Source organism: Streptomyces sp. NPDC031497 (assembly GCF_055580905.1).
The window spans coordinates 185,752-212,673 of the sequence record NZ_JBVIKO010000013.1 but is presented as its reverse complement, the minus strand read 5'-3'; the positions used below and the strand labels follow the sequence as shown (position 1 = coordinate 212,673).

Annotated in this window: 27 protein-coding genes and 1 pseudogene; 14 read left to right on the top strand and 14 right to left on the bottom strand. The window is 71.6% G+C overall.

Annotation, left to right across the window (positions count from 1 at the left end; translation table 11 throughout):
• Nucleotides 1-7 precede the first annotated feature (7 nt).
• Complete coding sequence (locus ACZ5K7_RS26465; protein WP_468916837.1) at nt 8-802, bottom strand: VOC family protein; 795 nt, start codon at nt 800-802, stop codon at nt 8-10.
• Between the two features lie 150 nt (nt 803-952).
• Here ACZ5K7_RS26465 and ACZ5K7_RS26460 point away from each other — a divergent pair, with 150 nt between their 5' ends.
• From ACZ5K7_RS26460 to ACZ5K7_RS26445, 4 genes are all read left to right on the top strand, one after another.
• Complete coding sequence (locus tag ACZ5K7_RS26460; protein WP_468916934.1) at nt 953-1,960, top strand: zinc-binding alcohol dehydrogenase family protein; 1,008 nt, start codon at nt 953-955, stop codon at nt 1,958-1,960.
• Between the two features lie 228 nt (nt 1,961-2,188).
• Nucleotides 2,189-3,631: a family 2B encapsulin nanocompartment shell protein gene (locus ACZ5K7_RS26455; RefSeq protein WP_351707706.1), complete on the top strand. Its 1,443-nt coding sequence runs from the start codon at nt 2,189-2,191 to the stop codon at nt 3,629-3,631.
• Between the two features lie 20 nt (nt 3,632-3,651).
• Nucleotides 3,652-4,704, top strand: coding sequence for a family 2 encapsulin nanocompartment cargo protein terpene cyclase (locus ACZ5K7_RS26450; RefSeq protein ID WP_468916835.1), 1,053 nt, complete (start codon nt 3,652-3,654; stop codon nt 4,702-4,704).
• A gap of 48 nt (nt 4,705-4,752) precedes the next feature.
• Nucleotides 4,753-5,637, top strand: a complete 885-nt coding sequence (locus tag ACZ5K7_RS26445; RefSeq protein ID WP_468916832.1) for a geranyl diphosphate 2-C-methyltransferase — start codon at nt 4,753-4,755, stop codon at nt 5,635-5,637.
• 60 nt (nt 5,638-5,697) lie between these two features.
• Here ACZ5K7_RS26445 and ACZ5K7_RS26440 read toward each other — a convergent pair whose 3' ends face one another.
• Nucleotides 5,698-6,180 (bottom strand): VOC family protein, encoded by a 483-nt coding sequence (locus ACZ5K7_RS26440; RefSeq protein WP_468916830.1) that lies wholly within the window; start codon nt 6,178-6,180, stop codon nt 5,698-5,700.
• A 182-nt stretch (nt 6,181-6,362) separates the two neighbouring features.
• Between ACZ5K7_RS26440 and ACZ5K7_RS26435 the strand changes: the two genes are divergently transcribed.
• Nucleotides 6,363-7,568, top strand: coding sequence for an epoxide hydrolase family protein (locus tag ACZ5K7_RS26435; protein WP_468916827.1), 1,206 nt, complete (start codon nt 6,363-6,365; stop codon nt 7,566-7,568).
• 7 nt (nt 7,569-7,575) lie between these two features.
• Here the strand turns inward: ACZ5K7_RS26435 and ACZ5K7_RS26430 are convergent, their stop codons facing one another.
• Entirely contained in the window at nt 7,576-7,935 is a 360-nt protein-coding gene (locus ACZ5K7_RS26430) for a helix-turn-helix domain-containing protein (protein WP_351707690.1), read from the bottom strand.
• A 55-nt stretch (nt 7,936-7,990) separates the two neighbouring features.
• Between ACZ5K7_RS26430 and ACZ5K7_RS26425 the strand changes: the two genes are divergently transcribed.
• On the top strand, nt 7,991-8,803 hold the full coding sequence (locus ACZ5K7_RS26425; protein ID WP_468916824.1) for a class I SAM-dependent methyltransferase: 813 nt from the start codon (nt 7,991-7,993) through the stop codon (nt 8,801-8,803).
• A gap of 204 nt (nt 8,804-9,007) precedes the next feature.
• Nucleotides 9,008-9,895: an RNA polymerase sigma factor SigF gene (locus ACZ5K7_RS26420; protein WP_450973486.1), complete on the top strand. Its 888-nt coding sequence runs from the start codon at nt 9,008-9,010 to the stop codon at nt 9,893-9,895.
• A 131-nt stretch (nt 9,896-10,026) separates the two neighbouring features.
• Here ACZ5K7_RS26420 and ACZ5K7_RS26415 read toward each other — a convergent pair whose 3' ends face one another.
• Together ACZ5K7_RS26415 and ACZ5K7_RS26410 are read right to left on the bottom strand one after the other, a co-directional pair.
• On the bottom strand, nt 10,027-10,479 hold the full coding sequence (locus ACZ5K7_RS26415; protein WP_351707684.1) for an ATP-binding protein: 453 nt from the start codon (nt 10,477-10,479) through the stop codon (nt 10,027-10,029).
• Between the two features lie 438 nt (nt 10,480-10,917).
• Nucleotides 10,918-12,201 (bottom strand): annotated as a pseudogene (locus ACZ5K7_RS26410) (DUF6777 domain-containing protein); the annotation flags it as partial.
• Nucleotides 12,202-12,370: 169 nt separating this feature from the next.
• On the opposite strand from ACZ5K7_RS26410, the gene ACZ5K7_RS26405 reads away from it, so the two are divergent.
• Nucleotides 12,371-13,669, top strand: a complete 1,299-nt coding sequence (locus ACZ5K7_RS26405; RefSeq protein WP_468916820.1) for a streptophobe family protein — start codon at nt 12,371-12,373, stop codon at nt 13,667-13,669.
• A 3-nt stretch (nt 13,670-13,672) separates the two neighbouring features.
• Here the strand turns inward: ACZ5K7_RS26405 and ACZ5K7_RS26400 are convergent, their stop codons facing one another.
• The 3 genes from ACZ5K7_RS26400 to ACZ5K7_RS26390 all read right to left on the bottom strand — a co-directional run bounded on the left by ACZ5K7_RS26400 (nt 13,673) and on the right by ACZ5K7_RS26390 (nt 17,154).
• On the bottom strand, nt 13,673-14,272 hold the full coding sequence (locus ACZ5K7_RS26400) for a hypothetical protein (RefSeq protein WP_468916817.1): 600 nt from the start codon (nt 14,270-14,272) through the stop codon (nt 13,673-13,675).
• A gap of 8 nt (nt 14,273-14,280) precedes the next feature.
• Entirely contained in the window at nt 14,281-16,620 is a 2,340-nt protein-coding gene (locus ACZ5K7_RS26395; RefSeq protein WP_351707673.1) for an FHA domain-containing protein, read from the bottom strand.
• Between the two features lie 123 nt (nt 16,621-16,743).
• Entirely contained in the window at nt 16,744-17,154 is a 411-nt protein-coding gene (locus tag ACZ5K7_RS26390) for a hypothetical protein (RefSeq protein ID WP_351707670.1), read from the bottom strand.
• Nucleotides 17,155-17,464: 310 nt separating this feature from the next.
• Between ACZ5K7_RS26390 and ACZ5K7_RS26385 the strand changes: the two genes are divergently transcribed.
• Both ACZ5K7_RS26385 and ACZ5K7_RS26380 read left to right on the top strand, forming a co-directional pair.
• On the top strand, nt 17,465-17,848 hold the full coding sequence (locus ACZ5K7_RS26385) for a nuclear transport factor 2 family protein (protein ID WP_351707667.1): 384 nt from the start codon (nt 17,465-17,467) through the stop codon (nt 17,846-17,848).
• Nucleotides 17,849-17,924: 76 nt separating this feature from the next.
• A complete protein-coding gene (locus ACZ5K7_RS26380; protein ID WP_351707664.1) occupies nt 17,925-18,212 on the top strand; it encodes a DUF1905 domain-containing protein in 288 nt (95 codons plus the stop codon).
• Between the two features lie 12 nt (nt 18,213-18,224).
• Here the strand turns inward: ACZ5K7_RS26380 and mgrA are convergent, their stop codons facing one another.
• A complete protein-coding gene (mgrA, locus tag ACZ5K7_RS26375; RefSeq protein ID WP_351707661.1) occupies nt 18,225-19,217 on the bottom strand; it encodes an L-glyceraldehyde 3-phosphate reductase in 993 nt (330 codons plus the stop codon).
• Between the two features lie 110 nt (nt 19,218-19,327).
• On the opposite strand from mgrA, the gene ACZ5K7_RS26370 reads away from it, so the two are divergent.
• From ACZ5K7_RS26370 to ACZ5K7_RS26360, 3 genes are read left to right on the top strand one after another with little or no spacing between them, the layout of a single operon-like run.
• Nucleotides 19,328-20,242 (top strand): LysR family transcriptional regulator, encoded by a 915-nt coding sequence (locus ACZ5K7_RS26370; RefSeq protein WP_351707658.1) that lies wholly within the window; start codon nt 19,328-19,330, stop codon nt 20,240-20,242.
• A gap of 60 nt (nt 20,243-20,302) precedes the next feature.
• The gene (locus ACZ5K7_RS26365; protein WP_468916811.1) at nt 20,303-21,796 is read left to right on the top strand and encodes a carotenoid oxygenase family protein; all 1,494 of its coding nucleotides are present in this window, start codon (nt 20,303-20,305) and stop codon (nt 21,794-21,796) included.
• 27 nt (nt 21,797-21,823) lie between these two features.
• The gene (locus ACZ5K7_RS26360) at nt 21,824-22,339 is read left to right on the top strand and encodes a mycothiol transferase (protein WP_468916808.1); all 516 of its coding nucleotides are present in this window, start codon (nt 21,824-21,826) and stop codon (nt 22,337-22,339) included.
• Here ACZ5K7_RS26360 and ACZ5K7_RS26355 read toward each other — a convergent pair.
• The 4 genes from ACZ5K7_RS26355 to ACZ5K7_RS26340 form a co-directional block, all read right to left on the bottom strand.
• Entirely contained in the window at nt 22,321-23,391 is a 1,071-nt protein-coding gene (locus ACZ5K7_RS26355; RefSeq protein WP_468916805.1) for an adenosine deaminase, read from the bottom strand. The two genes, ACZ5K7_RS26360 and ACZ5K7_RS26355, sit on opposite strands and share 19 nt — an antisense overlap.
• A 39-nt stretch (nt 23,392-23,430) precedes the next feature.
• Nucleotides 23,431-23,823 (bottom strand): VOC family protein, encoded by a 393-nt coding sequence (locus ACZ5K7_RS26350; RefSeq protein WP_468916802.1) that lies wholly within the window; start codon nt 23,821-23,823, stop codon nt 23,431-23,433.
• 177 nt (nt 23,824-24,000) lie between these two features.
• Nucleotides 24,001-24,930: a M56 family metallopeptidase gene (locus ACZ5K7_RS26345; RefSeq protein ID WP_468916799.1), complete on the bottom strand. Its 930-nt coding sequence runs from the start codon at nt 24,928-24,930 to the stop codon at nt 24,001-24,003.
• Entirely contained in the window at nt 24,927-25,310 is a 384-nt protein-coding gene (locus tag ACZ5K7_RS26340) for a BlaI/MecI/CopY family transcriptional regulator (RefSeq protein ID WP_351707640.1), read from the bottom strand. The genes ACZ5K7_RS26345 and ACZ5K7_RS26340 overlap by 4 nt, the downstream gene beginning before the upstream one ends.
• 203 nt (nt 25,311-25,513) lie before the next feature.
• On the opposite strand from ACZ5K7_RS26340, the gene ACZ5K7_RS26335 reads away from it, so the two are divergent.
• On the top strand, nt 25,514-25,972 hold the full coding sequence (locus ACZ5K7_RS26335; RefSeq protein WP_468916797.1) for a pyridoxamine 5'-phosphate oxidase family protein: 459 nt from the start codon (nt 25,514-25,516) through the stop codon (nt 25,970-25,972).
• Between the two features lie 9 nt (nt 25,973-25,981).
• Here the strand turns inward: ACZ5K7_RS26335 and ACZ5K7_RS26330 are convergent, their stop codons facing one another.
• Nucleotides 25,982-26,887: an oxidoreductase gene (locus tag ACZ5K7_RS26330; protein ID WP_468916794.1), complete on the bottom strand. Its 906-nt coding sequence runs from the start codon at nt 26,885-26,887 to the stop codon at nt 25,982-25,984.
• Nucleotides 26,888-26,922 lie beyond the last annotated feature (35 nt).

Genomic DNA, 26,922 nt, shown 5'->3' with positions numbered 1-26,922 from the left:
GTCCTGGTCAGACGTCCTTGACCGGGGGCTGCTCGCCCTCGGTGGTGGTGATGTCGATCACCGAGAAGTTGGCGCCCTGCGGGTCGGTGAGCGCCGCGAACCTGCCGAAGGGGCTGCTCATCGGACCGAAGCGCAGCACCGCGCCCTGCTTGGTGGCCTTGGCGACGGCCTCGTCGCAGTCGTCGACGGTGAAGTAGACGTTGATGTACGAGGGCACCTCGGGCGGGAACTCGTCGGTCATCCCCATCCGGCCGAGAACCGTGTTCCCGTCCACGTCGAACATCCGGAAGTCGACGTTGTCGTCCTCGACCTGCCTGGCCGTGTAGGAGAAGAGGGCGGTGAAGAAGGGGTCGGCCTTCTCGGGTTCGCGGGTGAAGACCTCCGCCCAGCAGTAGGCGCCGGGCACGGCCGTGGCCTCGAAGCCCTCGTGGACGCCGCCCTGCCAGATGCCGAACACCGCCCCGCTGGGCTCCCGGGCCAGGCACATCGTGCCGAAGTCGCCGACCTGCATCGGCTCCATCAGCACCTCGCCGCCGTTCTCCCGGATCCGCTCGGCGGTGGCCGCCGCGTCCGGCGAGGCGAAGTACAGACACCACTGCGACTGCCCCTCCTGACCGGGCATGGGCGGTACGACGGCGGCGACGGCCTTGCCGTTCGCGTAGGCCTGGGTGTAATTGCCGTACTCCGACGTCGACTCGCCGAACGTCCAGCCGAGGACCTCGCCGTAGAAGTTCTTGGCCCCCTCCAGGTCGCTGAACATCGCGTCGGCCCAACAGGGGGTTCCTTCAGGTTGTACCGCCATGGCCGCGGCCCTTCCGATCGAGCGGATTCTCCCGCTTCCTCACGCTAGTCATCCGGTTGTCCGCCCGCGCGCCGAACGCCGGACTCCGTCGGACACTGGGGAGGGTGAGCCGGCGGCCTTCGGCGGATGGGGCACGACATGACGGACACGATGCGGGCGTGGTCGGTGGCACGGCCCGGACCGGTCGAGGAGGACCCGCTCCGCCTGGTCGAACGTCCGGTGCCGGCACCCGGAGCCGACGAGCTGCTGGTCCGGGTGCGCGCCTGCGGGGTGTGCCGGACCGATCTGCATGTCACGGAGGGCGATCTGCCGGTGCGCCGGCCCGGGGTGACGCCGGGGCACGAGGTGGTGGGCGTGGTCGCGGGCCTGGGCGCCGGGGTGGCGGACTTCGCGGTGGGCGACCGGGTGGGGGTGGCCTGGCTGCGGCGCACGGACGGGACGTGCGCCTACTGCCGACGGGGCGCCGAGAACCTGTGCCCGCACTCGGAGTACACCGGCTGGGACGCGGACGGCGGCTACGCGGAGTACACCACCGTGCCGGCGGACTTCGCCTACCGGCTGCCCGGCGCCCTCGACGACGTGGCGCTCGCGCCGCTGCTGTGCGCCGGGATCATCGGCTACCGCGCGCTGCGCCGGGCATCGCTCCCGCCGGGCGGCCGGCTCGGCCTGTACGGCTTCGGGGGCAGCGCCCACCTGTGCGCGCAGGTGGCCCTCGCGGAGGGCGCGACCGTGCATGTGCTGACCCGGGGTGCCGAGGCCCGGCGGCTGGCCCTGGAGCTGGGCGCGGCCTCGGCCCGGGACGCCTCCGAGGCGCCGCCCGAGCCACTGGACAGCGCCGTCCTGTTCGCCCCGGTCGGCGATCTGGTACCGGTCGCGCTGCGCGCCCTGGACCGGGGCGGGGTGCTGGCGGTCGCGGGCATCCACCTCAGCGACGTACCGACGCTCAACTACGAGCGGGAGCTGTTCTACGAGCGGGAGCTGCGCAGCGTCACCTCCAACACCCGTGACGACGGGCGGGAGTTCCTGGCCCTGGCCGAGCGCCACCATGTCCACGCGACCACCCACACCTACGCGCTGTCCGAGGCCCCCCAGGCCCTGCGGGACCTGAAGGCCGGGCGCTTCGACGGGGCCGCGGTGCTGGTCAACGACCTTTCCTGAGCCCAACCCGGGCTGGACCCGGGCATCGGAGCGGATCACCGGCGCACGATCAGCGAACGCAACCTTTTCCACCCCGAACACCAGGTTTGCGCAACTAAGGCGCGCAACCGCCCCTTTCGCGCCGTACCCGTAGATCACCAAGGCTGTTTGGCTGGTCCTCGCGCATCGCCACCTCGCACACCACCGACCCTCCGGGTCACCCCTGTTCGCTTCTCTGCTGGAGGGAATGTGTCCACACCGGACAGCGTCATCGGTTCCGCCGTCGACGAGCCCGAGCCGGATCCGACCACCGACGGGCAGCTCACCAGTCTGAGCACCCGGGCGGCGCGTCAGCTCGCCACGACCACCAAGTCCGAACCGCAGATGCAGGCCATCACCTCGCGCTGGCTGCTGAAGACACTGCCCTGGGTGGACGTCAAGGGCGGCGCCTACCGGGTGAACCGGCGCCTCCAACTGCGCACCGGACGCGGCCGGGTCAGCTTCGAGCAGAACGGCGGTGACGACATCCGGGTCATCCCGGGGACCCTCACCGAACTGCCCGTCCTGCGGGGTTACGACGACCTGGACGCGCTGACCCAGATCGCCGAGCGGTTCCAGGCCCGCGAAGTGCGCGCCGGGCAGGTGCTGTTCGAGGCCGGGCAGCCGGTGACCGAGACCTACCTGGTCGTACACGGCCGGTTCATCCGGTTCGCGGCCGGCAAGTACGGCGAGGAGGAGGTCGTCGGGGTCGTCACCGACGGCGACCAGATGGGCGACGAGGCGGTCGGCCAGACCGACCCGCTGTGGCTCACCTCGGTCCGGGCGGAGACGGCCGGCGTGGTGCTGGCGCTGCCCTGGACGGTCGTCGAGGAGGTCATGGACCGGGTGCCGTCGCTGGGCGCACATCTCCAGGCGTATGTCGACCGGCAGCGGCTGCCGATGAACCGCAAGGGCGAGGCCGAGGTGCCGGTACAGGCCGGCCACCGGGGTGAGCCGACCCTGCCGGGCGGCTTCGTGGACTACGAACTCGCGCCGCGCGAGTACGAGTTGTCGCTCACCCAGACCGTGCTGCGGGTGCACTCCCGGGTCGCCGACCTCTACAACAACCCGATGGACCAGACCCAGCAGCAGCTGCGCCTCACGGTCGAGGAGATCCGTGAGCGCCAGGAGTGGGAGCTGGTCAACAACCGTGAGTTCGGCCTGCTGCACAACATCGACTACGGGCAGCGGATCAGCTCCTTCACCGGCCCGCCGACCCCGGACGACATGGACGAGCTGATCTCCATGCGCCGCAAGACCAAGGTGATCCTGGCGCACCCCAAGGCGATCGCGGCGTTCTTCCGGCAGTGCAACCGGCGCGGACTGGTGCCCCCCAGCGCGAACATCGACGGGCACGAGATCCCGGCCTGGCGCGGGGTCCCGATCTATCCGTGCAGCAAGATCCCGATCACCGACGACCACACCAGCAGCATCATCGCGCTGCGCACCGGCGAGGCCGACCAGGGGGTCATCGGCCTCTACCAGACCGGGATCCCGGAGGAGTTCCAGCCCGGCCTGAACGTCCGCTTCATGGGCGTCAACGAGCAGGCCATCGTCAACTACCTGGTCACCGCCTACTACTCGCTGGCCATCCTGGTCCCCGACGCGGCCGGGATCCTGGAGAACGTCCAGCTCGGCCGCACCGCCGACTGACGGCCTGGAGCACAGTCATCATGACCACACCCACCACCTCCTACGTCCTGCCCGGGCCGCCGAACATCGCGCGGAGTCTGCGCCCGGCCAGGCGCACCGGGGCGGTCCCCGGACTGCACTACCGGCCGGCCGTGCCCGCCGACCCCGCCAAGACCGCCGAGCTCGACCGCCGCCTGGAGGCCTGGGCCCGGGAGCTCGACCTGTTCCCCGAGGCATGGAAGGGGGACTTCTCGGGCTTCCAGTTCGGCCGGGCCGTCGTACTCCAGCATCCGGGCGGTCTCGACCTGGACCGGCTCACCGCCGCCGGCAAGCTGCTGCTCGCCGAGAACATCGTGGACTCCTGCTACTGCGAGGAGGACGAGGGGCGCGGCGGATCCCGGCGCGGGCTCGGCGGCCCGCTGATCATCGCCCAGTCGGCGCTCGACCCCTACCACGGCATCCCGGAGCTGGAGGAGGAGTGGCGTGAGGGCATCCGGGCCGACGGTCCGCTGCGCTCGTACCACTTCGCCCTCGCGGACTTCGCCGGGTTCGCCACCCCGAGCCAGACCGACCGGTTCGTGCACGACATCGCCCGGCTGCATCTCGGGTACCTGGGCGAGGCCGCGTGGATGGAGACCAGGTACGTGCCGCGGGTGTGGGAGTACCTGGTGATGCGGCAGTTCAACAACTTCCGGCCGTGTCTGTCGATCGTCGACGCGGTGGACGGCTACGAACTGCCCGAGCCGCTGTACGCCCGCCCGGAGGTCCAGCGGATCACGGCGCTGGCCTGCAACGCGACCACGATCGTCAACGACCTGTACTCGTTCACCAAGGAGCTGGCGAGCGACCCGGACCACCTCAACCTGCCCCAGGTGGTGGCGGCCAACGACCGGTGCGGCCTGAAGGCGGCGTATCTGAAGTCCGTCGACATCCACAACCGGATCATGACGGCCTTCGAGGAGGAGTCGGCCGCCCTGGCCGCCACCTCGCCGCTGGTCGCGCGCTACGCGGAGGGCCTGGCCGCCTGGGTCTCGGGCAACCACGAGTGGCACTCCACCAACACCAACCGCTACCACCTGCCCGACTACTGGTAGCACCCAGCCCATCCGAACCACCGTCAGAAACACTTCGAGGAGCAACTGTTGACCACCGCCCCTGTCGCTCGGAAGACCACCACGTCAGCCCCGGTGCCGACCCAGTCCAGGTACCAGAACAGCGTCGCGGAGTACTGGAACGCCGAGGAGAACCCGGTCAACCTCGAACTCGGAAAGATCGACGACCTTTACCACCACCACTACGGCATCGGCGAGGCAGACTGGTCGGTCCTCGACGAGACAGACCCCGAGCTGCGCAAAGAGCGCGTCACCGGCGAGCTGCACCGCCTGGAACACGCCCAGGCCGAGCTGCTCGCCGGGCATCTCGGCGCGCTCACACCGAACGACCGGGTCTTCGACGCCGGCTGCGGCCGGGGCGGTGGCAGCGTCGTGGCGAACCTGCGCTACGGCTGCCACGCCGACGGGGTCACCATCTCCGCCAAGCAGGCCGACTTCGCCAACGGCATGGCCCGCAAGCGGGAGGTCGGTGACAAGGTCCGCTACCACCACCGGAACATGCTGGACACCGGCTTCGAGACCGGCGCGTACGCGGCCTCCTGGAACAACGAGTCCACGATGTACGTCGAGCTGGAGCTGCTCTTCGCCGAGCACGCCCGGCTGCTGCGCCGCGGCGGACGCTACGTCACGATCACCGGCTGCTACAACAACGCCTACGGACAGGCCTCGCGCGAGGTGTCCCTGATCAACGCCCACTACATCTGCGACATCCACCCGAGGTCGGAGTACTTCCGGGCGATGGCGAACAACCGGCTGGTCCCGGTCCATGTGGAGGATCTCACCGAGGCGGCCATCCCGTACTGGGAGCTGCGCAAGCAGGCCGACCACCTGGTGACGGGGATCGAGGACGCCTTCCTCACCGCGTACAAGAACGGCAGTTTCCAGTACCTGCTGATCGTGGCCGACCGGATCTGACCCGGCGAGGCGCAGGCGCGGGGCGGTGTCCGGGGACACCCCCCCGCGTCGCCGTGCGGGTCACGCGCCCGCGTACGCCTTCTTCAGCACGGCGATGTCGAGCTTGCCCATCGTGTACATCGCCCGGGTGGTGCGGGCCGCCTTCTCCGGGTCGGCGTCGCCGATCATCTCGATCAGCCCCTCCGGGATGACCTGCCAGGACACGCCGTACCTGTCCTTGAGCCAGCCGCACGGACCGGGCTCGCCGCCGTTCTCGGTGAGCTTGGCCCAGTAGTAGTCGACCTCCTCCTGGCCGTCGCAGTAGATCTGGAAGGAGATCGCCTCGGTGAACTTGAACTGCGGGCCGCCGTTGATGGCGACGAACTTCTGACCGTTGGCCGTGAAGTCGACGGCCAGCACGGAGCCCGCCTCCCCCGGTCCGGCCTCGTTGTAGCGGCCGACCTTCCCGATGCTGGAGTTCTTGAAGATGGACACGTAGTGGTGGGCGGCCTCCTCGGCCTGGCCGTCGAACCAGAGACACGTGGTGAATCCGTCGGTGGTCATGGACATCTCCTGGGAGCGGGGAACGCGGTCATGTGTACCGACCCCTGCTCGTCGAGAAACTCATCGGTCATCGCGCCCCGTCAGGGGCGTGGGGCTGTGCCGCATATGCGGCTCCGCCGCGTGGGTGCGACCGGCCCCCACCAAGCCGCGGACGACGGGCAACCGCGCCTAGCATCACCGACATGACCTCTTCGTCGCCGGACATCGCTCCCTTCCGTATCTCCGTCCCCCAGACCGACCTCGAAGACCTCCACACCCGTCTGGACCGCACTCGCTGGCCGGCCGAGCTCCCCGGCGCCGGCTGGGAGTACGGCGTACCGACGCCGTACCTGCGGGAACTCGCGGACTACTGGCGGCACGAGTACGACTGGCGGGCCGCCGAGGCGGAGCTCAACGCGTGGCCGCAGTTCACCACCACGATCGACGGCACGAACGTGCACTTCGCCCACATCCGCTCCCCCGAGCCGGATGCCACCCCGCTGGTCGTCACCCACGGCTGGCCGGGCTCGATCGTGGAGTTCCTGGATGTGGTCGGCCCGCTCACGGATCCGGCGGCGCACGGCGGGGACCCGGCCGACGCCTTCCATGTGGTGGTGCCGAGCGTCCCGGGTTTCGGTTTCTCCGGTCCGACCGCGGAGCCCGGCTGGGAGGCGGGGCGGGTCGCGGACGCGTGGGCCGAGCTGATGGCGCGGCTGGGCTACCAGCGGTTCGGTGCGCAGGGCGGTGACTGGGGCGCGGCGATCTCCCGTGAGCTGGGGCGCGCCCATCCCGAACAGGTGATCGGCGTGCACCTGAATCTGCTGCCGGGCGCCCAGCAGGCCACCGAGCCCACCGCCGAGGAGCTGGCCGCGCTCGACCCCGAGGAACAGGCGAACACCCTTGACTCGTGGCGCCGCTGGGCCGCCTGGTCCCGGGAGAGCACGGGGTACGCGATCCTGCAGAGCACCCGCCCGCACACCCCCGGATACGCGCTCACGGACTCACCGGTCGGGCAACTCGCCTGGATCGTCGAGAAGTTCCGGGAGTGGACGGACTCCGAAGAACTGCCGGAGGAGGCGGTGGACCGGGACCGGCTGCTGACCAACGTGATGCTGTACTGGCTGACCGGTACGGCCGCCTCGTCCGCCCGCATCTACTACGAGCGGGCGCACGCCGTCGGCCCCCGCGCCACCGCGCCCTCCCAGCGGTCGACTGCACCGACCGCCCTCGCCCTGTTCCCGGCCGAACCCCAGCGTCCGCTGCGGCACAAGGCGGACCGCACGGAGAACATCGTGCGCTGGACGGAGTTCGACCGGGGCGGACACTTCGCGGCGATGGAGGAGCCGGACCTGCTGGTGGGCGACGTCCGGGCGTTCTTCCGGCAGCTGCGGGAACAGGGCGAGCGCTGAGCGGCTGTCAGGCGACCAGGCACAGCCCGTTGTAGGGCCGGGGCACGGGCCTGCCGACAGCGGTCTTGCGGGCGAACTCGGACTGGACCAGGGACAGCAGGCCGCCGAGGTCGAGGCCGAGGGCCTGGGCGGCGGCCGCGAGGACCTCGGAGGAGGCCTCCTTGCGGCCGCGCTCGATCTCCGAGAGATACGGCATGGAGATCCGGGCCGCCTCGGCGACGTCCTTGAGGGTGCGTTCCTGGTCCAGCCGCTCCCGCCGCAGGACGTCTCCGACCAGGTCGCGCCAGAGGGGTTCCCTGGGCTTCGGGGCCGGCTTCTGCGGGCGCAGGGGGATGACACGGGCGTCGTTCGGCGGTTGGCTGCTCACCCCCACAGCCTAAAAGCAGTGGCACCCCGTGGCAGGGGATCGGCATTCTCCCTGCATGGAAGCGCTGGAGTTCATGGGAACGGGGCCGGAACTGCGGGACACCTTCGACCAGGACGCGGAGCGGTACCAGCGCGCACGGCCCGGCTATCCCCCTGCCCTGATCGAGGAGCTGAGCCGGGTCACGGGCGCCGGCCCGGGTGTCCGCATGCTGGAGATCGCTCCGGGCACCGGCCAGCTCACCGTCGACCTCGCCCGGTCCGGCTGTGCGATCACGGCCGTGGAGCTGGGCCCGTCCCTGGCCGCCGTGGCCCGCCGGCAACTGGCCGCGTTCCCCGCGGTGGACGTCGTGACCGCGGACTTCGAGCGGTGGGAACTGCCGCCGGAACCGTTCGACGCGGTGGTGTGCGCGACCGCGTTCCACTGGATCGACCCGGCGGTGCGGGTACCCAGGGCGGCCCGAGCGCTGCGCCCCGGCGGACTGCTCGCCGTCGTCGTCACCCACCATGTGGCGGGCGGCACGGAGGACTTCTTCGCCGACGTCCAGGACTGCTACGAGCGTTGGGACCCGGCCACACCGCCGGGACTGCGGCTGACCCACGAGTCGGAGATCGCCACCGACACGGCCGAGTTCACCGGCTCCCCCTACTTCACGGACGTCACCATGCACGGCCACGCCCAGGAGATCACCTACACGACCGACGCCTACCTGGACGTACTCCTCACCTACTCCAACCACCGCGCCCTGCCCGAGGCTGCCCGAAAGGGGTTGCTGGCCGGTATCCGGGAACTCATCGACTCGCGGTACGGCGGTACGGTCACCAAGCGGTACTGGCACGAGCTGATCACGGCCGTACGCGTCGGAGTGTGATCAGCTCTCCGCCGACCGTCACCGGCTGTTTTCCGCCACCCCGTGAACGGTGCGCATGCGGCGCGTCACCCCGGGTACCCGTCCGTCAAGCACGCATGGGATGTCCGATACCGGGTACCCGGGCCAGGGTGAGGAACTGGGCAGGGCCGGCACGACACAGGCCGAAGCGGCCGAGCTGAACCGTGACGTTCGTGGGGAGAGGTAATGACTACCGCCGGGATCCGGTCGGAAGCAGTGAACACCGCGCAGTCCGCCGAGGAGTGCATGACGGAGGGGGAACTGCCCGGAATCGAGGACCCGAAGACGGTCGCCCCACGTGACGCACGGGCGCTGTCCCGCCAGTTCTTCCAACGGCTCGGTGAGCTGGAGGAGGGCACACCGGAGTTCCAGTACGCCCGCAACACGCTCATCGAGATGAACATGTCGCTGGTGCGGTTCGCGGCCGGACGGTTCCGCAACCGCGGCGACGACATGGAGGACATCGTCCAGACCGGGATGATCGGCCTGATCAAGGCCATCGACCGGTTCGAGCTGTCGCGCGAGGTCGAGTTCACCTCCTTCGCGCTGCCGTACATCGTGGGCGAGATCAAGCGGTTCTTCCGGGACACCACCTGGGCCGTGCATGTCCCGCGCCGGCTCCAGGAGCTGCGGGTCGAGCTGGCCAAGGCGCGCGAGGAACTCTCCAGCCGCCTCGACCGGGACCCGACGGTCGCCGAGCTCGCCACGCTGATGAACCTGTCCGAGGACGAGGTGGTCGAGGGCCAGCTGGCCTCCAACGGCTACAACTCCTCCTCCCTGGACGCCGCGCTCACCGGGGACGGCCCCGAGGACGGCGAGTCCGTGCTCGCGGACTTCATCGGCGTCGAGGAGGACGGGCTCCGGCTCGTCGAGGACTTCCAGTCGCTGGCTCCGCTCATGGCCGAGCTGAGCGAACGGGACCGGGAGATCATCCATCTGCGGTTCGTGGAGGAGGCCACGCAGGCGGAGATCGGCGAGCGGCTCGGCTGCTCCCAGATGCATGTCTCCCGCCTCATCAAGCGGATCATCGCGCGCCTGCGTCAGGGGATGCTGGGCGAGCTCGGCTGCGCCTGACGGCGGGACTCACGGGCGCTGCCCCCACACCGGCGCGTGGGGGCGGCGCCCGTGGTGATCCCGTGTCCGGGTGACCCGATGTCCGGCATCCGTGTGCGGTGCGCGTCCAGTGCCAGAGGTTCGGTACGCGTTCAGTGCGCGAGGGGTACCAGCGCGCGGACCCGCTTGCCGACCGGCACCCGCTCGGCGGTGACCTCGGCGGCCAGGGCGTGCACGATCTCCAGGCCGTGCCGGCCGACCCGCTCGGGATCCCGGGGAAAGCGCCGGGGCAGGGCGGCACTGCTGTCGTACACGGAGACCAGGACCGCGCTGTCCGTACCCTCCAGTTCGAGGATGTACGGGCCGTTGCTGTGCCGGTCCGCGTTGGTGATCAGCTCGCTCACCACCAGGAGCAGCTCACCGTCGGCCCGAGGGTCGATCGTGGCGCACCACTCGGTCCTCAGCTGCTCCAGGAAACGTGCCGCGAAGTCCCGCGCCTCGGCGATGCAGCCCGGTTCACCGGTGTAGTGCGCTGTCCGCCGCAGCGGCTCCACGGGTACGTCGAAGCCAGTCGGTATCACTGCCCCGCCCAGGTGTTCGATCATGCGTGTCTCTCCAGGAAGCCGGTCACGGCCCGGTCGCTGTTGCAACCATGCTCGTACCCCGAGTGTCGTCCGGCAGTCCCCAGGGTGTTCGCCGACCGCGCAGAAAAGGCGTCGCGCTGGTCACAGCGCCGGGGAACCGGGGCTTTCGGGCTCCTGGGGCGCGGGGGGAGCCGAGCTGGGCGGGACCTGCGGGGACACCGGGGCCGCGGAGGACACCGCGGACTCGGGGCCGGGCGACGCCGGGGAGGGCGGGGCCGCTGACCTGGGCGATTCCGGCGCCGGCGCTTCGGACTTCGGGGCTTCGGTCCTGGGCGATTCAGTCTTCGGCGCCTCGGACTTGGGCGCCTCGGACCGGGGGGACTCCGTCTTGGGCGACTCCGTCCGGGGAGATTCGGTCTTCGGGGATTCGGTCTTCGGGGATTCAGACTTCGGGGATTCAGACTTCGGGGATTCAGACTTCGGGGATTCAGATGTCGGCGGTTCGGTCTTCGGGGATGCGGACGTCGGCGACGCGGACTTCGGAGGTTCCGACGAGGGCGGCTTCGACGACGACGACTCGGACGAGGGCGGCTTCGAGGACGGCGACTCGGACGAGGACGGCGAGTTCGACGACGGGGACTTCGAGGCGGTGCCGGGGCTGGACGGCCCCGACGGGCCGGTGGAGGTCGGCGGGCACGGCGTGGCGCCGGGGCTCCCGGTCCTGCCGGAGGTGGGCGGGCAGCCGTGGTGGACCGGCGGGTTCATGGGGTTCGGATCGGCCGGGGGCTTCGCCGGGCGGTCCTGGTGCCCGGTGTGGTCACCCCGGTGACGGCCGAACCAGTCGGCGTGCCGGTGGTCGAAGAGGACGAAGACGTTGACGATCCGCACGGCGGGTGCGACGACGACCACGTTCGAGGGCCGGTAGCCGGACCAGGCGGCGCCCGTGGTCCTCGGGGTGTTCTTCTGCGCCACCGGCGGGGTCAGCGGGTTGCCGCAGGCGCAGCGCACCCTGGGCACCCCGTGCCCGTCGACCAGGACGGCGGTGCCCGTCTGGAGGACGGACTGGTATGTGGTCGAGCCGCCGTCACGGTAGCCGTGGGCGCTGACCCGGGTGTCCGCGCGCAGCTGTACGGGGGTGAGGGAGCGCAGGTAGGCGGGGACGCCGGAGGGGCGCACGCCGACCTGCGCGGCGAACGCCTTGTTGCGCGACGGCGAGGCCTGGAAGTACCCGACCTGTTTCTCGATGTCACAGCTGCCGCTGCCCTTCGCGCCGCTGTAGAGGCCAGGCGCTCCGCCGTCCACCCCGCGCACCTCGTTCGCCGGCACCGCCGCCCCGGCAGAGGCGGCCGAGGTCGCCGAGGTGGCCGAGGTGGCCGGTCCCACCGCTGCGGAGGATGCCGGTGCGACGGAGCTCTTCGTCGCACTGGACTCGGTGAACGGGTCCTGCCCGGAGCTGTTGGCGGCCTGGAGGAAGACCTCGCCGCCCTTCCCTGAGCCTGAGCCGCCACCCGGACGGGTGAAGACCACGGCCAGGACCGCGGCGACCACGACGGCGGTGGTGAGCATCGCGATCCGGGGCGCTGACCTCCACCACGGCTGGTGCGGCTGTCCGCCCTGGCTGCCGCCGCCTCCTCCGCCGCCGGGCGGCTGCGAGGGCGGACCGGGAGGCGGGCCGGAGGGCCCGGACAGCGGGCCGGAGGGCGGTCCTGTGGGGCGGCCGGATGACGGCGGTCCGATGCTCACGCTCATCTCCCCGTTGTGAGGGACGGCATTCACGGCAAACGGCTTTTGCGAAAAATGCTTCATTTGATGCACAACGAGCCCAATGTGCGCCGGACCCGAACCGTCCGCAAGCCGACGCGGACGGCTCACCCGGCAGGCGGAGCGACAAGGTGTTGCTTAGCGTGACAGCGTGAGCCCCCGAATCGCCTCCGCGCGGCCGGTGGCCGCGCCCGCCGGCCGGCCCGTCGCCCGGCACGGCTGGCCGCCTGCCCTGGCCGTGGTACTGGCCGTGCTGGTCGCCATGGCGGTGGTCGCCGCCGCGGGGCTGTGGGCGGCGGGTGCTGCGGACCTGCCGAGCGGCGCGTTTCTCCCGGTGGTGCTCGCGACCGTGGTGACGGCTGTCGGCGGCACCGTCGAGCTGTCGGGCGACGCGGGCGACCTGGCCCGGACGAACGCCGGGCTGACCGTCGTACCGCTGTCGGTCACGCTGGTCGGGGCGCTGGTCGTCGCCGGGGGCTTCCTGCGGCCACTGCGGCACCGGGCGGTGGCCGGCGCCCGGGAACTGGCCGGCTGGGCGGCGCGGATCGCGGTGCTGTGGCTGCTCGCGCTGATCGGGCTCGCGCTCGGCGCCCGGCACACCTTCGCCGTGAACGTGGGCAACGGCACGCTCAGTGGCCTCACCGATCTGCTGGACGCCTCCCCGAAGGTGGGCTTCACGACGGACGTGCCGCTCAGCGTCGTGTTCGGGCTGCTGTGGCTGGCCGGGATCCTGCTGCTGGCGCTGCTGGTGTCGCGCGGGGCGCCGCTGCCGGGGCGGCTGCTGCGCTTCCAGGCGTCGGTGCGCCCCGCGGCGTTCGCGATGGTCGCGCTCGTGCTGGCGTACGTCGCGCTGGCCCTGGTGGCCGCGCTGGTCGCGATGGTGACGCGCGGGCACGCCAAGGAGACCCTCGCGGTGATTCTGCTCGGGCTGCCCAACCTGGCGTGGCTGGCGCTCACGCTCGGTCTCGGCGCCACCTGGCGGGGCCGGGTGGACGGGCCGTTCGGGCTGCCGGTGCCGCACGTCCTCGCCGAGGTGCTGCGCACCCCGGACGTCTCGACCCTGAACATTCGTACGATCACCGCCCACGACAGCCGGTGGTGGTGGCTGGTGTGGATGGCCGCGGTGCTGCTGCTGGCGGCCGCGTTCCTGATGGCGGTGCGCTCACCGGCCCGGGTCCCCGCCTGGCGGCACGCCCTGCATCTGGCGATCGCGCTCGCGCTGACGATGCTGACGCTCTGCCTCACCGGCCGGATCTCCGCCCATTACGGTCTCTCCCTGCTCGGCATCGGCGACCTGGGCGGCAATCTCTCCGGCGAGCTGCTGCTGAGGCCGCAGCTGTGGTCGGCGGTGGGTCTGGGCGCCCTGTGGGGTCTGGTCGCCGGGTACCTGGGCGCGCTGCTGGCCGGCCCGGTACGCCGGCGGGGCGAGGTGGCGGCCGAGAGGCCCTGAGACCTACCGCCCGCGGTCACCTTCCGGGGTGACCACCCGGGTCGGGTAGTGACGGGGACCATCGCCGCCCGGCTCAGCCCGGTCGGTGAGGTGCCGGTCGGTGAAGTCCCCGTCAGTGACGTCCCGGTCGGTGAGGTAGGTCGACAGCCGCCGCCCGTCGCCGTAGAGCCAGCACCCCTCGGCCGGGTCGTACAGCCACATGGACTCCCCGTCGACCACCAGCCCGATGCGCAGGCCGTGGGTACGGCCCCGGAAGGTCTCGCCGTCGAGGCCGCCGCCGGCCAGGTCCTCGACGGCGTCCCGGTAGTCGGCGAGGGCCTGCGCGGCGCGGGCCAGCAGGGGGCGCGGGTCGGTGGCGTCGGCGGACGGGCCGCCGGTCAGGGGCGGGTCACGGGGTACGGCGACGAGGTAGCGGCCGTCGACCCAGGCCGCCCAGCCGTTGGCGCAGCTGATGTGGGCCCAGTCGCCGCGCCGCTCCACGAGCTGCACCGGAAGCAGCGGGTCCAGGGGCACGGTCGGCCGGGCGGGGTCGGGTGACTCCCAGGCGGGCATGCCGTCGGCCGGGACGACGTGAGTGGGCCGGAACCCTGGGCTCGTGGTCATCGTGTCGCCTACTTCCGCATCACGGCGGGTTCGTGCCGGCGCAGCAGCCGGGAGAGGAGACAGCCGAAGACGGCGGACAGCACCACCAGCATGACCATGTTGCGCAGCCAGACGCCCGCCGAGTGCCGGAAGAACGGGTCGGCGGTGAGCTTGCCCGGCACGATCCGGTGCAGTTCGACGGTGCCGGCCATGGCACCGAGCGCCCATCGCGAGGGCACCAGCCAGGCGAGCTGTTCGAGACCGGGCACGCCGTCCAGTTTCAGCAGGGTTCCGCAGAAGACGACCTGGACGACGGTGAGCAGCACCAGCAGCGGCATCGTCACCTCCTCCTTGCGGACCAGGGCGGAGATCAGCAGGCCGAGCATCATCGCGGTGAACGAGAGCACGGCCACGGCGACGGTGATCTCCAGCAGGGGTGGCATCAACACCCCTTCGCCGCCGGGCGCGTTGAGGTCGACGCCGGCCAGGCCCACCTGGGTGAGCACGATCGCCTGGAGCACGGTGATGGTGCCGAGGACGACGACCTTCGACATCACGTACGCCGATCTGGGCAGGCCGACGGCTCTCTCGCGCTGGTAGATGACACGTTCCTTGACCAGTTCGCGCACGGCGTTGGCGGCGCCGGTCAGCACCCCGCCCACGCACAGGGTGAGCAGCGCGTTCGTCGCGGTGTCGAAGGTGAGCTTGTTGCCGGCGACGGCCCGGGCCATCGCGCCCATGACGAACGGCAGCCCGATCATGATGGCGAGGAACGTCCGGTCGGCGAGGAGGGCGGCGGTGTAGCGGCGCACCAGGGTCGAGAACTGGGCGCCCCAGCTGCGCGGGCGCGGCGGCGGGGGCGCGGTCACCGGGCCGCTGCGCGGCACGACGGGCTGCGCGCTGGAGTTCACGATGTACTTCCGGTGGTACGACGAGCCGCGGAACTCCCCCGCCCAGTCCCGGCCGGTGTCCCGCTCGAACGCCTCGAAGGCCTCGGGCCACTCGTCGAAGCCGAAGAAGCCGAGGGCGTCGCCCGGCGGGCCGAAGTAGGCGGTCCGCCCGCCCGGGGCAAGGACCAGGAGGCGGTCGCAGGCGTCGAGGCTGAGCACGCTGTGGGTGACGACGATGACGGTGCGGCCGTCGTCGGCGAGGCCGCGCAGCATGTTCATCACCGAGCGGTCCATGCCCGGGTCGAGTCCGCTGGTCGGCTCGTCGAGGAAGAGCAGGGAGGGCTTGGTCAGCAGCTCCAGGGCGACGCTGACCCGCTTGCGCTGCCCGCCGGAGAGGCTGTGCACGGGCTGCTCGGCGCGCTGTTCGAGGCCGAGTTCCCGGATGACCTCCTCGACCCGTTCCCGTCGCTCGGTCTTCGCGGTGTCCTCGGGGAAGCGCAGTTCGGCGGCGTAGGTGAGGGCGCTGCGCACGGTCAGCTGGACGTGCAGGATGTCGTCCTGCGGGACCAGGCCGATGCGCTGGCGCAGCTCGGCGTAGTCGCGGTAGAGGTCGCGGCCGTCGTAGAGGACGGTGCCGTGCTCGGCGGGGCGCTGTCCGGTGAGGGCGCCGAGCAGGGTGGACTTGCCGGCGCCGCTCGGCCCGACCACGGCGAGCAGGCACTTCTCGCCGACCGGGAAGGAGACGTGGTCGAGCAGGATCTTGCGGCCACGGTCGACGGCGACGGTGAGTTCCTGGACGTCGAGGGAGACCTCGCCGGTGTCGACGTACTCCTGCAGCTGGCCGTCGACCAGGCAGAACGCCGAGTGGCCGATGCCGACGACGTCCCGGGGGCCGAGCGGGGCGCGGATGACGGCGCGGCCGTTGAGGTAGGTGCCGTTGTGGCTGTCGAGGTCGACGATCTCGTAGCTGCCGTCGGGGTGGGCGCGGAGTTCGGCGTGGTGACGGGAGACGACCAGGTCGTCGACGACGACGTCGTTGTCGGTGGCGCGGCCGATGCGGATGGTGCGGGCGTGCAGCCGTCGTACCGAGGACGGCTGCCGGAAGGTGCCGGTGCGGCTGGGCATCGAGACGGAGGAGGGGCGGTCCGTGGCGGGCGGCGGGCGGCCGACGAGGACGGCGCTCGGCCCGTCTGCGGGGCTGCCGAAGCGGATGACCGTACCGGGGCCCACTTCCCCTTCCCGGATGCGGCGGCCGTCGGCGTAGGTGCCGTTGGTGCTCTGCTCGTCCTCTAGGGTCCAGTGGCCGTCCACGGGCCGCAGCACCGCGTGGTGCCAGGAGACCCGGGAGTCGTCGATGACGATGTCGCTGTACGGGTCACGCCCGACGTGGTAGTCGCGGCCCGGGCTCATCACCGTGGATCCCGTGTCGGTCTCCAGGACGAGTTCGGGCGCCGCCGAGGTGACCGGCCGCTCCGCCATGGCCAAAATTCTACAGATTTGTCAGCTTATACGCCCGACTGTGGCGACCCGACTACGACTGCCCTACGACTGCCCGACCACGACTGGCCGGCTATGGCCGCCCGGCCCGGCGGCTGTCACGTGTCAGGCCACGGGGACGACGAGGGCGGGGACGGTGCGCTGCATACGGAGGGCGTCGACGGACTCGGCCAGCAGTTCGTACTCGGTGGTGTCGTCCTGGACGGCGATCCGCACCAGCCGTCCGCCGGCCAGTTCGTCGGCGACGAGTTCCTGCCGGACCACGTCGGCACACCAGACGCGGAGCAGGCCGGGCACATCCGAGACGGTGGCCCCCACCGGGACGAGGGCCCCCTGCGGATATCTGGGGTTCTCGGGTAAGGGGTCCAGCCGATCCGCGATCCACGAGGCCCGGTCCCGTAACCACCACAGCGCCAGGGCCAGCGTCGGCGCACGGTAGGTGCCGAGGGGAACGCCGATGCGCTGCCCGCCGCAGATGCCGTATGCCGTGACATGGCACAGGAATTCGTCGTGCACGATCACTCCCCCGTAGCTCGCCGGTGTGCCGTCGCGGCCGGTTTTCCGTGCGGCTCCTGTGCGGTGAAGTGCTCCTGACATTTGAGTATGTTCACTTTCGAAACACTGTCACCACACCTTTCCGGCCAGTCTCTTGGCATATTCGCCCTCCGAATTGGCCGGAATGCGCCAGCTGTACGGCCCTGCCTTCATTACCCGAGGGGTAATCGACCCGTCACGCGGATCCGGGCATGGTGGTGTCAACGGATCGCCGCAAGCCGCGATCCACCCTCTGACCAGCAGTGACACCTTCGATGGAGGCTGATTCGCCATGTCCGTGAACACCGACCGTTACCAGATCGCCGCCGCCCGCTACTTCGAGGCCTGGAACGCCACCGAGCCCGAGGCGCTGGGCAAGGCGGTCGCCGAGGCCTGGGCCCCGGAGGGCACCTACACCGACCCGCTCGCCGCGGTCTCCGGGCACGCCCAGATCACGGCCGTGATCGCGGCGGCGCACGAGCAGTTCCCGGGTTTCGTGTTCCGTCCGCTCGGGGCTGTCGACGGCCACCACGACACCGCGCGCTTCGGCTGGGAGCTGGTGAACGAGTCCGACGGCACCGCACCGGTGGCCGGTTTTGACGTGGTCACGCTCAGTGAGGACGGCCGGATCCGGCAGGTGCTGGGTTTCCTGGACCGGGTGCCCACCGGGGCCTGAGCCGGCGTCCACGATGAGTTCCCGCGCTCGCGGCGGTCTCCTGTGCAGGAGAGACCACCGCGAGCGGAGGACCGCCATGAGCACGACCGCACGACTGGACGTGGAGTTCACCGCCGTCCTGCGCAGGAGCCCGGAGAAGGGCGGCTGGACCTACGTGGTGTGGCCCGGGTCAGCGGAGTTCTTCGGCACCCGGGGGCTCGTGAAGGTGCGCGGGACGGTGGACGGGCATCCGTTCCGGAGTTCCTTCATGGCCCTGGGCGACGGCACCCACAAGCTGCCCGTGAAGGCCGAGGTCCGCGCGGCGATCGGCAAAGGTGAGGGGGACGCGGTGCGCGTCCGCCTCACCGAGCGCGTCACCGGTTGACGACGGCGTCGCTCACCGCTTGACGATCGCGTCGATACGGGCCAGTTCCTCGGCGTCGAAGTCCAGGTTGCCGATGGCGCCGACGCAGTCCTCGACCTGCTGCGGGCTGCTCGCGCCGATCAGCGCGGAGGTCACCCGGCCGCCGCGCAGCACCCAGGACAGGGCGAGCTGGGCGAGGGTCTGGCCGCGGCCCTTGGCGACCTCGTCGAGGGCGCGCAACTGGGCGACCAGGTCCTCGGTGACCGCGTCCGAGTTCAGGAACGGGCTGTCGCTCGCGGCCCGGGAGCCCTCCGGGATGCCGTCCAGGTAGCGGCCGGTGAGCAGGCCCTGCTCCAGCGGGGAGAAGACGATGGAGCCGACCTGGAGCTCGTCGAGGGCGTCCAGGACGCCCTCGGTCTCCGGGCGGCGGTCCAGCATCGAGTAGCGCGGCTGGTGGATGAGGAGCGGGGTGCCCAGCTCGCCGAGGATGCGGGCCGCCTCGCGGGTCTGCTCCGCCGAGTAGTTGGAGAGGCCGACGTAGAGCGCCTTGCCCTGCTGTACCGCGGAGTGCAGGGCACCCATCGTCTCCTCCAGGGGAGTCTCCGGGTCCGGGCGGTGCGAGTAGAAGATGTCGACGTAGTCCAGGCCCATCCGGCTCAGGGACTGGTCCAGCGACGACAGCACGTACTTGCGCGAACCCCACTCGCCGTAGGGGCCGGGCCACATCAGGTAGCCGGCCTTGGTGGAGATGACCAGCTCGTCACGGTAGGAGGCGAAGTCCGCCTTCAGCGCCTCACCGAACGCGGACTCGGCGGCGCCGGGCGGCGGACCGTAGTTGTTGGCCAGGTCGAAGTGGGTGACGCCGAGGTCGAAGGCGCGGCGCAGGATGGCGCGCTGGGTCGTCACGGGCCGGTCGGGCCCGAAGTTGTGCCACAGGCCGAGCGACAGCGCGGGAAGCTTCAGACCGCTGCGGCCGCTGCGGCGGTACGGCATGTCGGCGTAGCGGTCGGGGTGTGCGGTGTACAACGCGACTCCAGAGGGGTTGGCACACGGTCTACCTGTGCCACCTTTCCCGAGCCGCGGGCAGTGGTCCAACAGAAGAATCCGATGGAATTGTGCGGTTAGGCTTCTCAGTCATGGAACTGCGCCACCTCCAGCACTTCGTCGCCGTCGCCGAGGACCAGCACTTCACCCGGGCCGCGGAACGGCTGCTGGTGTCCCAGTCGGGCCTGTCCGCCTCGATCCGGGCCCTGGAGCGGGAACTGCGGGCGCCCCTGTTCGTGCGGACCACCCGCCGGGTGACGCTCACCGAGGCGGGCCGCGCGCTGCTCACCGAGGCGGAGCGCATCCTGGCGCAGGTGCGGTCGGCGCACGAGGCGGTGGCCGCCGTGCAGGGCGTGCTGCGCGGGACGCTGGCGCTGGGCACCGAGCAGTGCATCGCCGGGGTGCACGTGGCGGGGCTCCTCGCCGCCTTCCGGCGCCGGCACCCGGACGTGGAGATCCGGCTGCGGCAGGCCGGTTCGGGCGCGCTCGCCGAGGAGGTGGCGGCGGGCCGGCTGGACCTGGCCTTCGCCTACCGCACCCAGGACGACACCGACCAGCTGCGCTCGGTGGCCCTGACCGGCGAGCCGATGACCGTGCTGTGCCATCCCAGCCACCGGCTGGCGACGGCCGGCGCGGCGGTGGTCCCGGCCGACCTCGACGGGGAGGTGTTCGTGGACTTCCACCCCGACTGGGGCCCGCGTCGCACGACCGACTCGGCCTTCGCCGCCGCGGGCGTACGGCGCACGGTCGCGCTGGAGGTCAACGACGTGCACAGCCTTCTCGACCTGGTCGACGAGAACCTCGGCATCGCCGTCGTACCCCGGCACTTCCGGCACAAGCGGCCCTCGCTCACCGCGCTCGAACTCAAGGACACGGACGAGGACGCCTACGAGACGGTCGCCCTGCTGCCGCCCGAGACGGCCACCAGCCCGGCGGCCCGGGCGCTGATCACCCTCCTCGAAACAGGGGGCCTGGCAACACCCCTGGAGGGGACCCACCCCTCCTGACCTCGGCCTCCCGTCGGCGCAGACTCATGAGCGTCACAACGACGACGGGGAGCAGGGGACATGGCGGAACACACACGGCGTACGGTGCTGCGCGGCGCGGCGGGACTCGCGGCGGCCACCGCGCTGGCCGGTACGACAGGAGCCGCGACGGCGGCGGCACGTCCGGCCACGGACTCGGCCGATCACCGGTATCCGTTCCTCCAGGGCGCGTTCGCCCCGGTCACCGAGGAACTCACGGCCTTCGACCTGCCGGTCACCGGCCGCATCCCACGCGAGCTCAACGGCCGCTTCCTACGCAACGGCCCGAACGTGCTGGGCCTGGAGGACCCGCGCGCCCACCACTGGATGCTCGGCGACGGCATGGTGCACGGCGTACGGCTGCGCGACGGACGCGCCGAGTGGTACCGCAACCGCTGGGTGCGCTCCTCCCAGGTGGCCGCGAAGCTCGGCGAGTCCTACCCGGGCCCGGTCCCGCCGGACGACTTCGCCTGCAACACGCATGTGATCCCCTACCGGGGGCGGATCCTCGCGCTCCAGGAGAGCGGCCCGCTGCCGTACGAGCTGGACGGCGAGCTCAACACGGTGGGCGCCTACGACTTCCGGGGCACGCTGGAGGGCGCGTTCACCGCGCACACCAAGTACGACCCGATCGCGGGCGAGCTGCACGCCGTCAGCTACTACCCGACCTGGGACCACGTCCGGCATCTGGTCGTGGACCCCACCGGCCGGGTCGCGCGCACCACCCGGATCCCGGTACGGGACGCGCCGATGATGCACGACTTCGCGCTCACCGAGAAGCATGTGGTCCTCTTCGACATCCCCGTCACCTTCGATCCGTCGGCCGCCGAGGCCGGCGCCCTGGTGCCGTACGTCTGGAACCGGGAGCACCCGGCCCGGGTGGGGGTGATGCCCCGGTCCGGGGGCGCGGTCCGCTGGTTCGGTGTCGACCCGGTGTTCTACTCGCACACCCTCAACGCGTACGACGAGGGCGAGTCCGTGGTGATCGACCTGACGACGTATCCGGCGCCGTTCGACGTGGCCGGGACGTTCACGGACGGACCGCACGCGGTGGGCACCGCGAAGCTCGAACGCTGGACGGTCGACCTGCGCCACGGCCGGGTCCGCGGGCGGACCCTGGACGACCGGCCGCAGGAGTTCCCGCGCGTCAACGAGGAGCTGGTCTCCCGCCGGCACCGCTACGGCTACTCGGCGGCGGCCGCCGAGATGTCACTGGCCTACCTCGCCGGGGACGGCAATCCGCCGGACCACGCCTTCTCCAACGCCCTCCTCAAGCACGACCTCGCGCGCGGCACGGCCCAGGTGCACCGGCTGCCGAGGGGCGCGGCGGCGGGCGAGGCGGTGTTCGTGCCGGGCGAACGCGCGGCCCAGGAGGACGACGGTTTCACGCTCGCCTACGTCCACAACCCCGACCGCGGCGCCGCCGACCTGCTGATCCTCGCCGCGCAGGACTTCACCGGCGAGCCGCTGGCCCGGGTCCATCTGCCGGGCCGGGTACCGCTGGGATTCCACGGAAGCTGGATTCCGGACGCATGACGAGCCGTGATGGGCGATCGTGGTCGCATGCATGCAAGGGACATCCTCATCGACGGCTTCGGCCGCATCCAGGAAGAAGTCCACGCCGCCCTCGACGGCCTCGACCCCGGCCTGCTCAACAGGCCCCCGGCCGCCGGCGCCAACTCCATCAGCTGGCTGGTCTGGCACCTCACCCGGATCCAGGACGACCATGTCGCCGACGCCTTCGACCTCGACCAGGTGTGGCTGACCCAGGGCTGGGAGAAGCGTTTCGGCCTCGACCTGCCGCCCCGTGACCACGGGTACGGCCACACCCCCGCCAAGGTCGCGAAGGTCACGGTGGACTCCGGCGACCTGCTGACCGGCTACTACGACGCGGTGCACGAGCAGACCCTGGGGGTGCTGCGCGAGCTCCCCGCCAAGGACCTCGAACGGATCGTGGACACCCGCTTCGATCCGCCGGTCACGCTGGGCGTACGGCTGGTGAGCGTCCTGTCCGACGATCTCCAGCACGTCGGACAGGCCGCCTATCTGCGGGGGCTGCTTCAGAGCACGGAGGCGTAACCCGGCAGGACGACGTCCTCGATGAGGGCCCTGCGCTCGTCGAACGGGATGAAGGCGCTCTTCAGGGCGTTCACCGTGACCGTGCGCAGGTCCTCGGCCGTCCAGCCGGCCTCCTCGACCAGCAGGGACATCTCCCGGGTCATCGTCGTACCGGACACCAGACGGTTGTCGGTGTTGAGGGTGACCCGGAAGCCCAGCTCCTTCAGCGCGGTGATCGGGTGCTCGGCGATCGAGGTGGCGCAGCCGGTCTGGAGGTTGGAGGTGGGGCACATCTCCAGGGCGATCCGGCGGTCGCGCACCCAGCTCGCGAGCCGGCCGAGCTTGTCACCGGCGATGTCCTCGGTGATCCGCACACCGTGCCCGATGCGCTGGGCGCCGCACACCTGGACCGCCTGGTGGATGCTGGGCAGGCCGTGCGCCTCACCGGCGTGGATGGTGAAGGGCACGCTCTCGCGGCGCAGGTGCTCGAAGGCGGCGAGGTGGTCGGCGGGCGGGAAGCCGTCCTCGGCACCGGCGATGTCGAAGCCGACGACACCGGCGTCCCGGTAGGCGACGGCCAGCTCGGCGGCCTCGCCGACCCGGTCGAACATCCGCATGCCGCAGAGCAGGGTACCGACGCGGACCGGCGTGCCGGCGGCGGCGGCCTTCGCCATACCGGCGGCGAGCCCCTCCTGCACGCTCTCCACGACCTCGTTGAGGGTGAGCCCGCCCTTGACGTTCAGCTCCGGGGCGTAGCGCACCTCCCCGTACACCACACCGTCGGCGGCGAGGTCGAGGACGTACTCCTCGGCGACGCGCCGCAGCCCCTCCTTGGTCTGCAGGACGGCGAGCGTGTGCTCGAAGGTGGCTATGTACCGCACCAGGTCACCGGAGTTGGCGGCCTCGACGTACCAGGCGGCCAGCTCGTCCGGGTCGGTGGTGGGCAGGGTGTGACCGACCTCGGCCGCGAGCTCGACGAGGGTGGCGGGGCGCAGGCCGCCGTCGAGGTGGTCGTGCAGGACGGCCTTGGGGAGGCGGCGGATCACATCGGCGTCTACGCGCGTAGCAGTCATGGCGGGGTTTTTCCTCGGCGGGTGATTCGGGGCGGTGGGTCAGTCGGTGGGCTGGAGCAGGTCCCAGCGGTTGCCGTACAGGTCCTGGAAGACGGCGACACTGCCGTACGGCTCGTGTCGCGGCTCCTCGAGGAAGGTCACGCCCGCGGCGGTCATCCGGGCGTGGTCGCGGGCGAAGTCGTCGGTGTGCAGGAAGAACCCGACGCGCCCACCGGTCTGGTCGCCGACGCGATCGCGCTGTCGGTCGTCCTTGGCGCGGGCGAGCACCAGTCCGGTGCCGTGCCCCGCGGTCCCGGGCTCCACGACGACCCAGCGGGAGCCGTCCGGCCGCGGCGCGTCCTCGACCAGCCGGAACCCGAGGGCCTCGGTGTAGAAGCGGATCGCCTCGTCGTAGTCGCCGACGACAAGGGTGACCAGGGCGACGCGTCGCATGGGGACCTTTCGGTGGAGCGGTTAGCGGGAGAGGTTATACGTAAAACGTAATGAACGCCAGTTACCTTCTCCCAAGGGCGGCATTTTCGGGAGGCGACAGCTGGAGCGCCCCCACAGGGGCGCGGGGAACTGCGCGACCGGCCACTGCGCACCCGCACGCGTCACACGGCGCCCGCCCTACCGCTCCGCCTCCCCCTGCGCGACCTCCACCTGATGGTGAAAGTCGATCACCCCGGTCGCGGAGGCGACACACGACAGCGCGGCGCACGCCGCGAGCAGCACCGCGAACCCGGAACCGGCCCGTCGCCGCCCCCGCGGCGCCGCCAGCAGCGCCTCCACCCGCCGCGGCACCGGCCCCGACGTCGCCCCCGACACGAACGCCGGCCGCTCGGCGCCCGTGCCCTGCCCCGCCAGCGCGGCCCGGGCGATCGCGCGGGCCGTCAGCCGCCGGTCCCCCACCGCGCCGGCCGCGGCCTCGTCGGCGACCCGCTCGACGGCCAGCCGTACGACGTCCCGGACCCGCCGCAACCCCGGATGGCAGTGCGCCGCGAGCTCCGCGGCGGCGAGGAAGAAGTGGTGGCCGCCGCTGTTGTGCGCCCGTTCGTGCGCGAACAGCGCCTCTCGTTCGGCCCCGTCGAGGCTGCGCAGCATCCCCGTGGTGACGACGATCCGGTGCGGCCGGCCGGGCAGCGCGTACGCGTCCGGACTCGGCGAGTCGACCACGCACAGGTCACCCGCGGCGGGCCCCCGCCCGGCCTCCGTGCGGGCCGCGCGGAAGGCGCGCGTCTGCCGGAGCACCGACCGCGTGCCGGTCCAGGCGCAGACGGCGAGAGCGCCGGCCGAGAGGGACGCGAGCGGCAGGACGTAGCGGTGCGAGACCGTGTGCAGCGGCCGGACCAGCTCACCGAGCGCCGCGAAGAACGGCAGCTCGAACAGCCCGGTGAGGACGAACGCGCCGAGCGCGGCCAGGGTGCAGCCCGCGAGGGCGACGGCCGAGGCGGTGATCACCCAGAGCGCGGCGGTGGGCGCCAGCCGGTCCAGGGCCCGCCGGGAGAACGCCGGCAGCACGAACGGCACCAGCAGTGGCAGGATCAGCAGCGCGGTCATGACGCCCCGGGCTGTTCGCCGGCGTCCAGCAGACTCCGCAGGACGCGCTCGTCGTCGGGGCTGAGCTGGGCGACGAAGCGGGCGAGTACGGTCTCGCGGTCGCTGTCGCGGTCGAGTTCGCTGTGCATCCGTTTCGCGGTCAGGCCCTGCGCGTCCTGGACGGGGAAGTAGGCGAAGCCGCGGCCCTGACGGTGCCGGTCGACCACGCCCTTGTCGTGCAGCCGGGTCAGGATCGTCGTCACGGTGGTGCGGGCCAGGTCCGCGCCGAGGCTGCGCTGCACCTGCCCGGGGGTCCGGGGCACACCGGCCGCCCAGAGGGCCGCCATGACGCTCGCCTCCAGCTCACCGGCGGGCCGGCGTTCGTCCTTCGCGTCGGCCATGGAAGGTTCCTCACCCCTACTTCGTCCACAGTCCCAGGGACCGTCTACGGCAGTGTAGTCAGACGGGCGGCGGCCACCGCCCGTGCACCCATTATGAGAGGAGCCCCGCCGGAGGCGGAGGAAACCTCCCGCTGTGAGCGGTACCGGAGACCTAGGACGCGGGCCCGAGGTGCGCGGCGCACCCGGCCGGTAGTTTCGCGCCCATGAAGATCACCGACCCCGCCCGCTCCCCCGGGCAGCGCAAGCGCGACGTCCTGTCCCGGCTGGAGCGGGAGACGGACATCTGGGTGGCCACGGCGGACGGCACCGGGCTGCCGTGTCTCGTCCCGCTCTGGTTCGTCTGGCACGGGGAGGCGGTGTGGCTGTCCACCCGGATCACCAGCCCGACCGGCCGCAATCTGCGGGACGGCGGCCGGGCCGGGCTCGCGCTCGGCGACACCCGGGATGTCGTCCTGCTGGACGGGGAGGTGACCGTCTTCTCCTCGGCCGACGTACCGGGGCCGGCGGCCGGGGCGCTGCGGGCGAAGACGGGCTGGGACCCGCGCGAGGACAGCCCGTCGTACGCCTGGTTCCGGATCCTGCCCCGCGCGGTCCAGGCGTGGCACGGGGAGCACGAGCTGCGCGGCCGGCATCTGATGCGGGACGGGGTATGGGCGGTCTGAGCCGGACCGTCAGCCGGCCCTGGTGTGCAGGGCGTTCAGCCGCGTCAGTTCCTCGTCGCTGAACCGGATGGCGCCCGCCGCCACGTTCTCGGCCAGGTGGTCCGGGTTGCCGGTGCCGGGGATGGCGAGGACGTGCGGACCCTGGTGCAGGGTCCAGGCGAGGCGGACCTGGGCCGGGCTGGCGTCGTGGGCGCGGGCGACGGCGAGGAGTTCGTCGTCGTGGGTCTCGGCGACGCCGCGCATCGCGGCCTCGCCCCCGACGGCGAAGTACGGCACGAAGGCGATGCCGCGTTCGCCGCAGATACGGACCAGTGCGTCGCCGGCCGGGTCCGGCTTGCCGAGTCCGTAGCGGTTCTGCACGCACACCACGGGGGCGATGGCCAGCGCCTCGTCCAGGTGCCGCGGTTCGATCTCGGAGACGCCGAGGTGCCGGACCAGGCCGGCCTCGCGGAGTTCGGCGAGGGCGCCGAAGTGCTCGGCGATCGAGTCCTGGCCCATCCGGCGGAGGTTGACGACGTCGAGGTGGTCGCGGCCGAGCTGGCGCAGGTTCTCCTCGACGTGCCCGCGCAGCTGGTCGGGGCGGGCGGAGGTGGCCCACTCTCCGGAGTAGTCCCGGAAGGGGCCGACCTTGGTGACGATGACCAGGTCGTCGGGGTAGGGGGCGAGCGCGGTGTTGATGAGTTCGTTGGCGGAGCGCAGGGCGGAGAAGTAGAAGGCGGCCGTGTCGATGTGGTTCACACCGAGTTCCACGGCCTTGCGCAGTACGGCGACCGAGCGGGTGCGGTCGCTCGGTGTGCCGCGGTGGATGGCGACGTTGCCCGTCAGCCGCATCGCGCCGAAGCCGAGACGGTGGACGGGCAGGTCGCCGAGTTCCCAGGTGCCGGAGGTGTCCGCGGTGATCGTTTCGGAGGTCATCGACGGAGTCTGGCACACGGCACCCGCGGGACGGG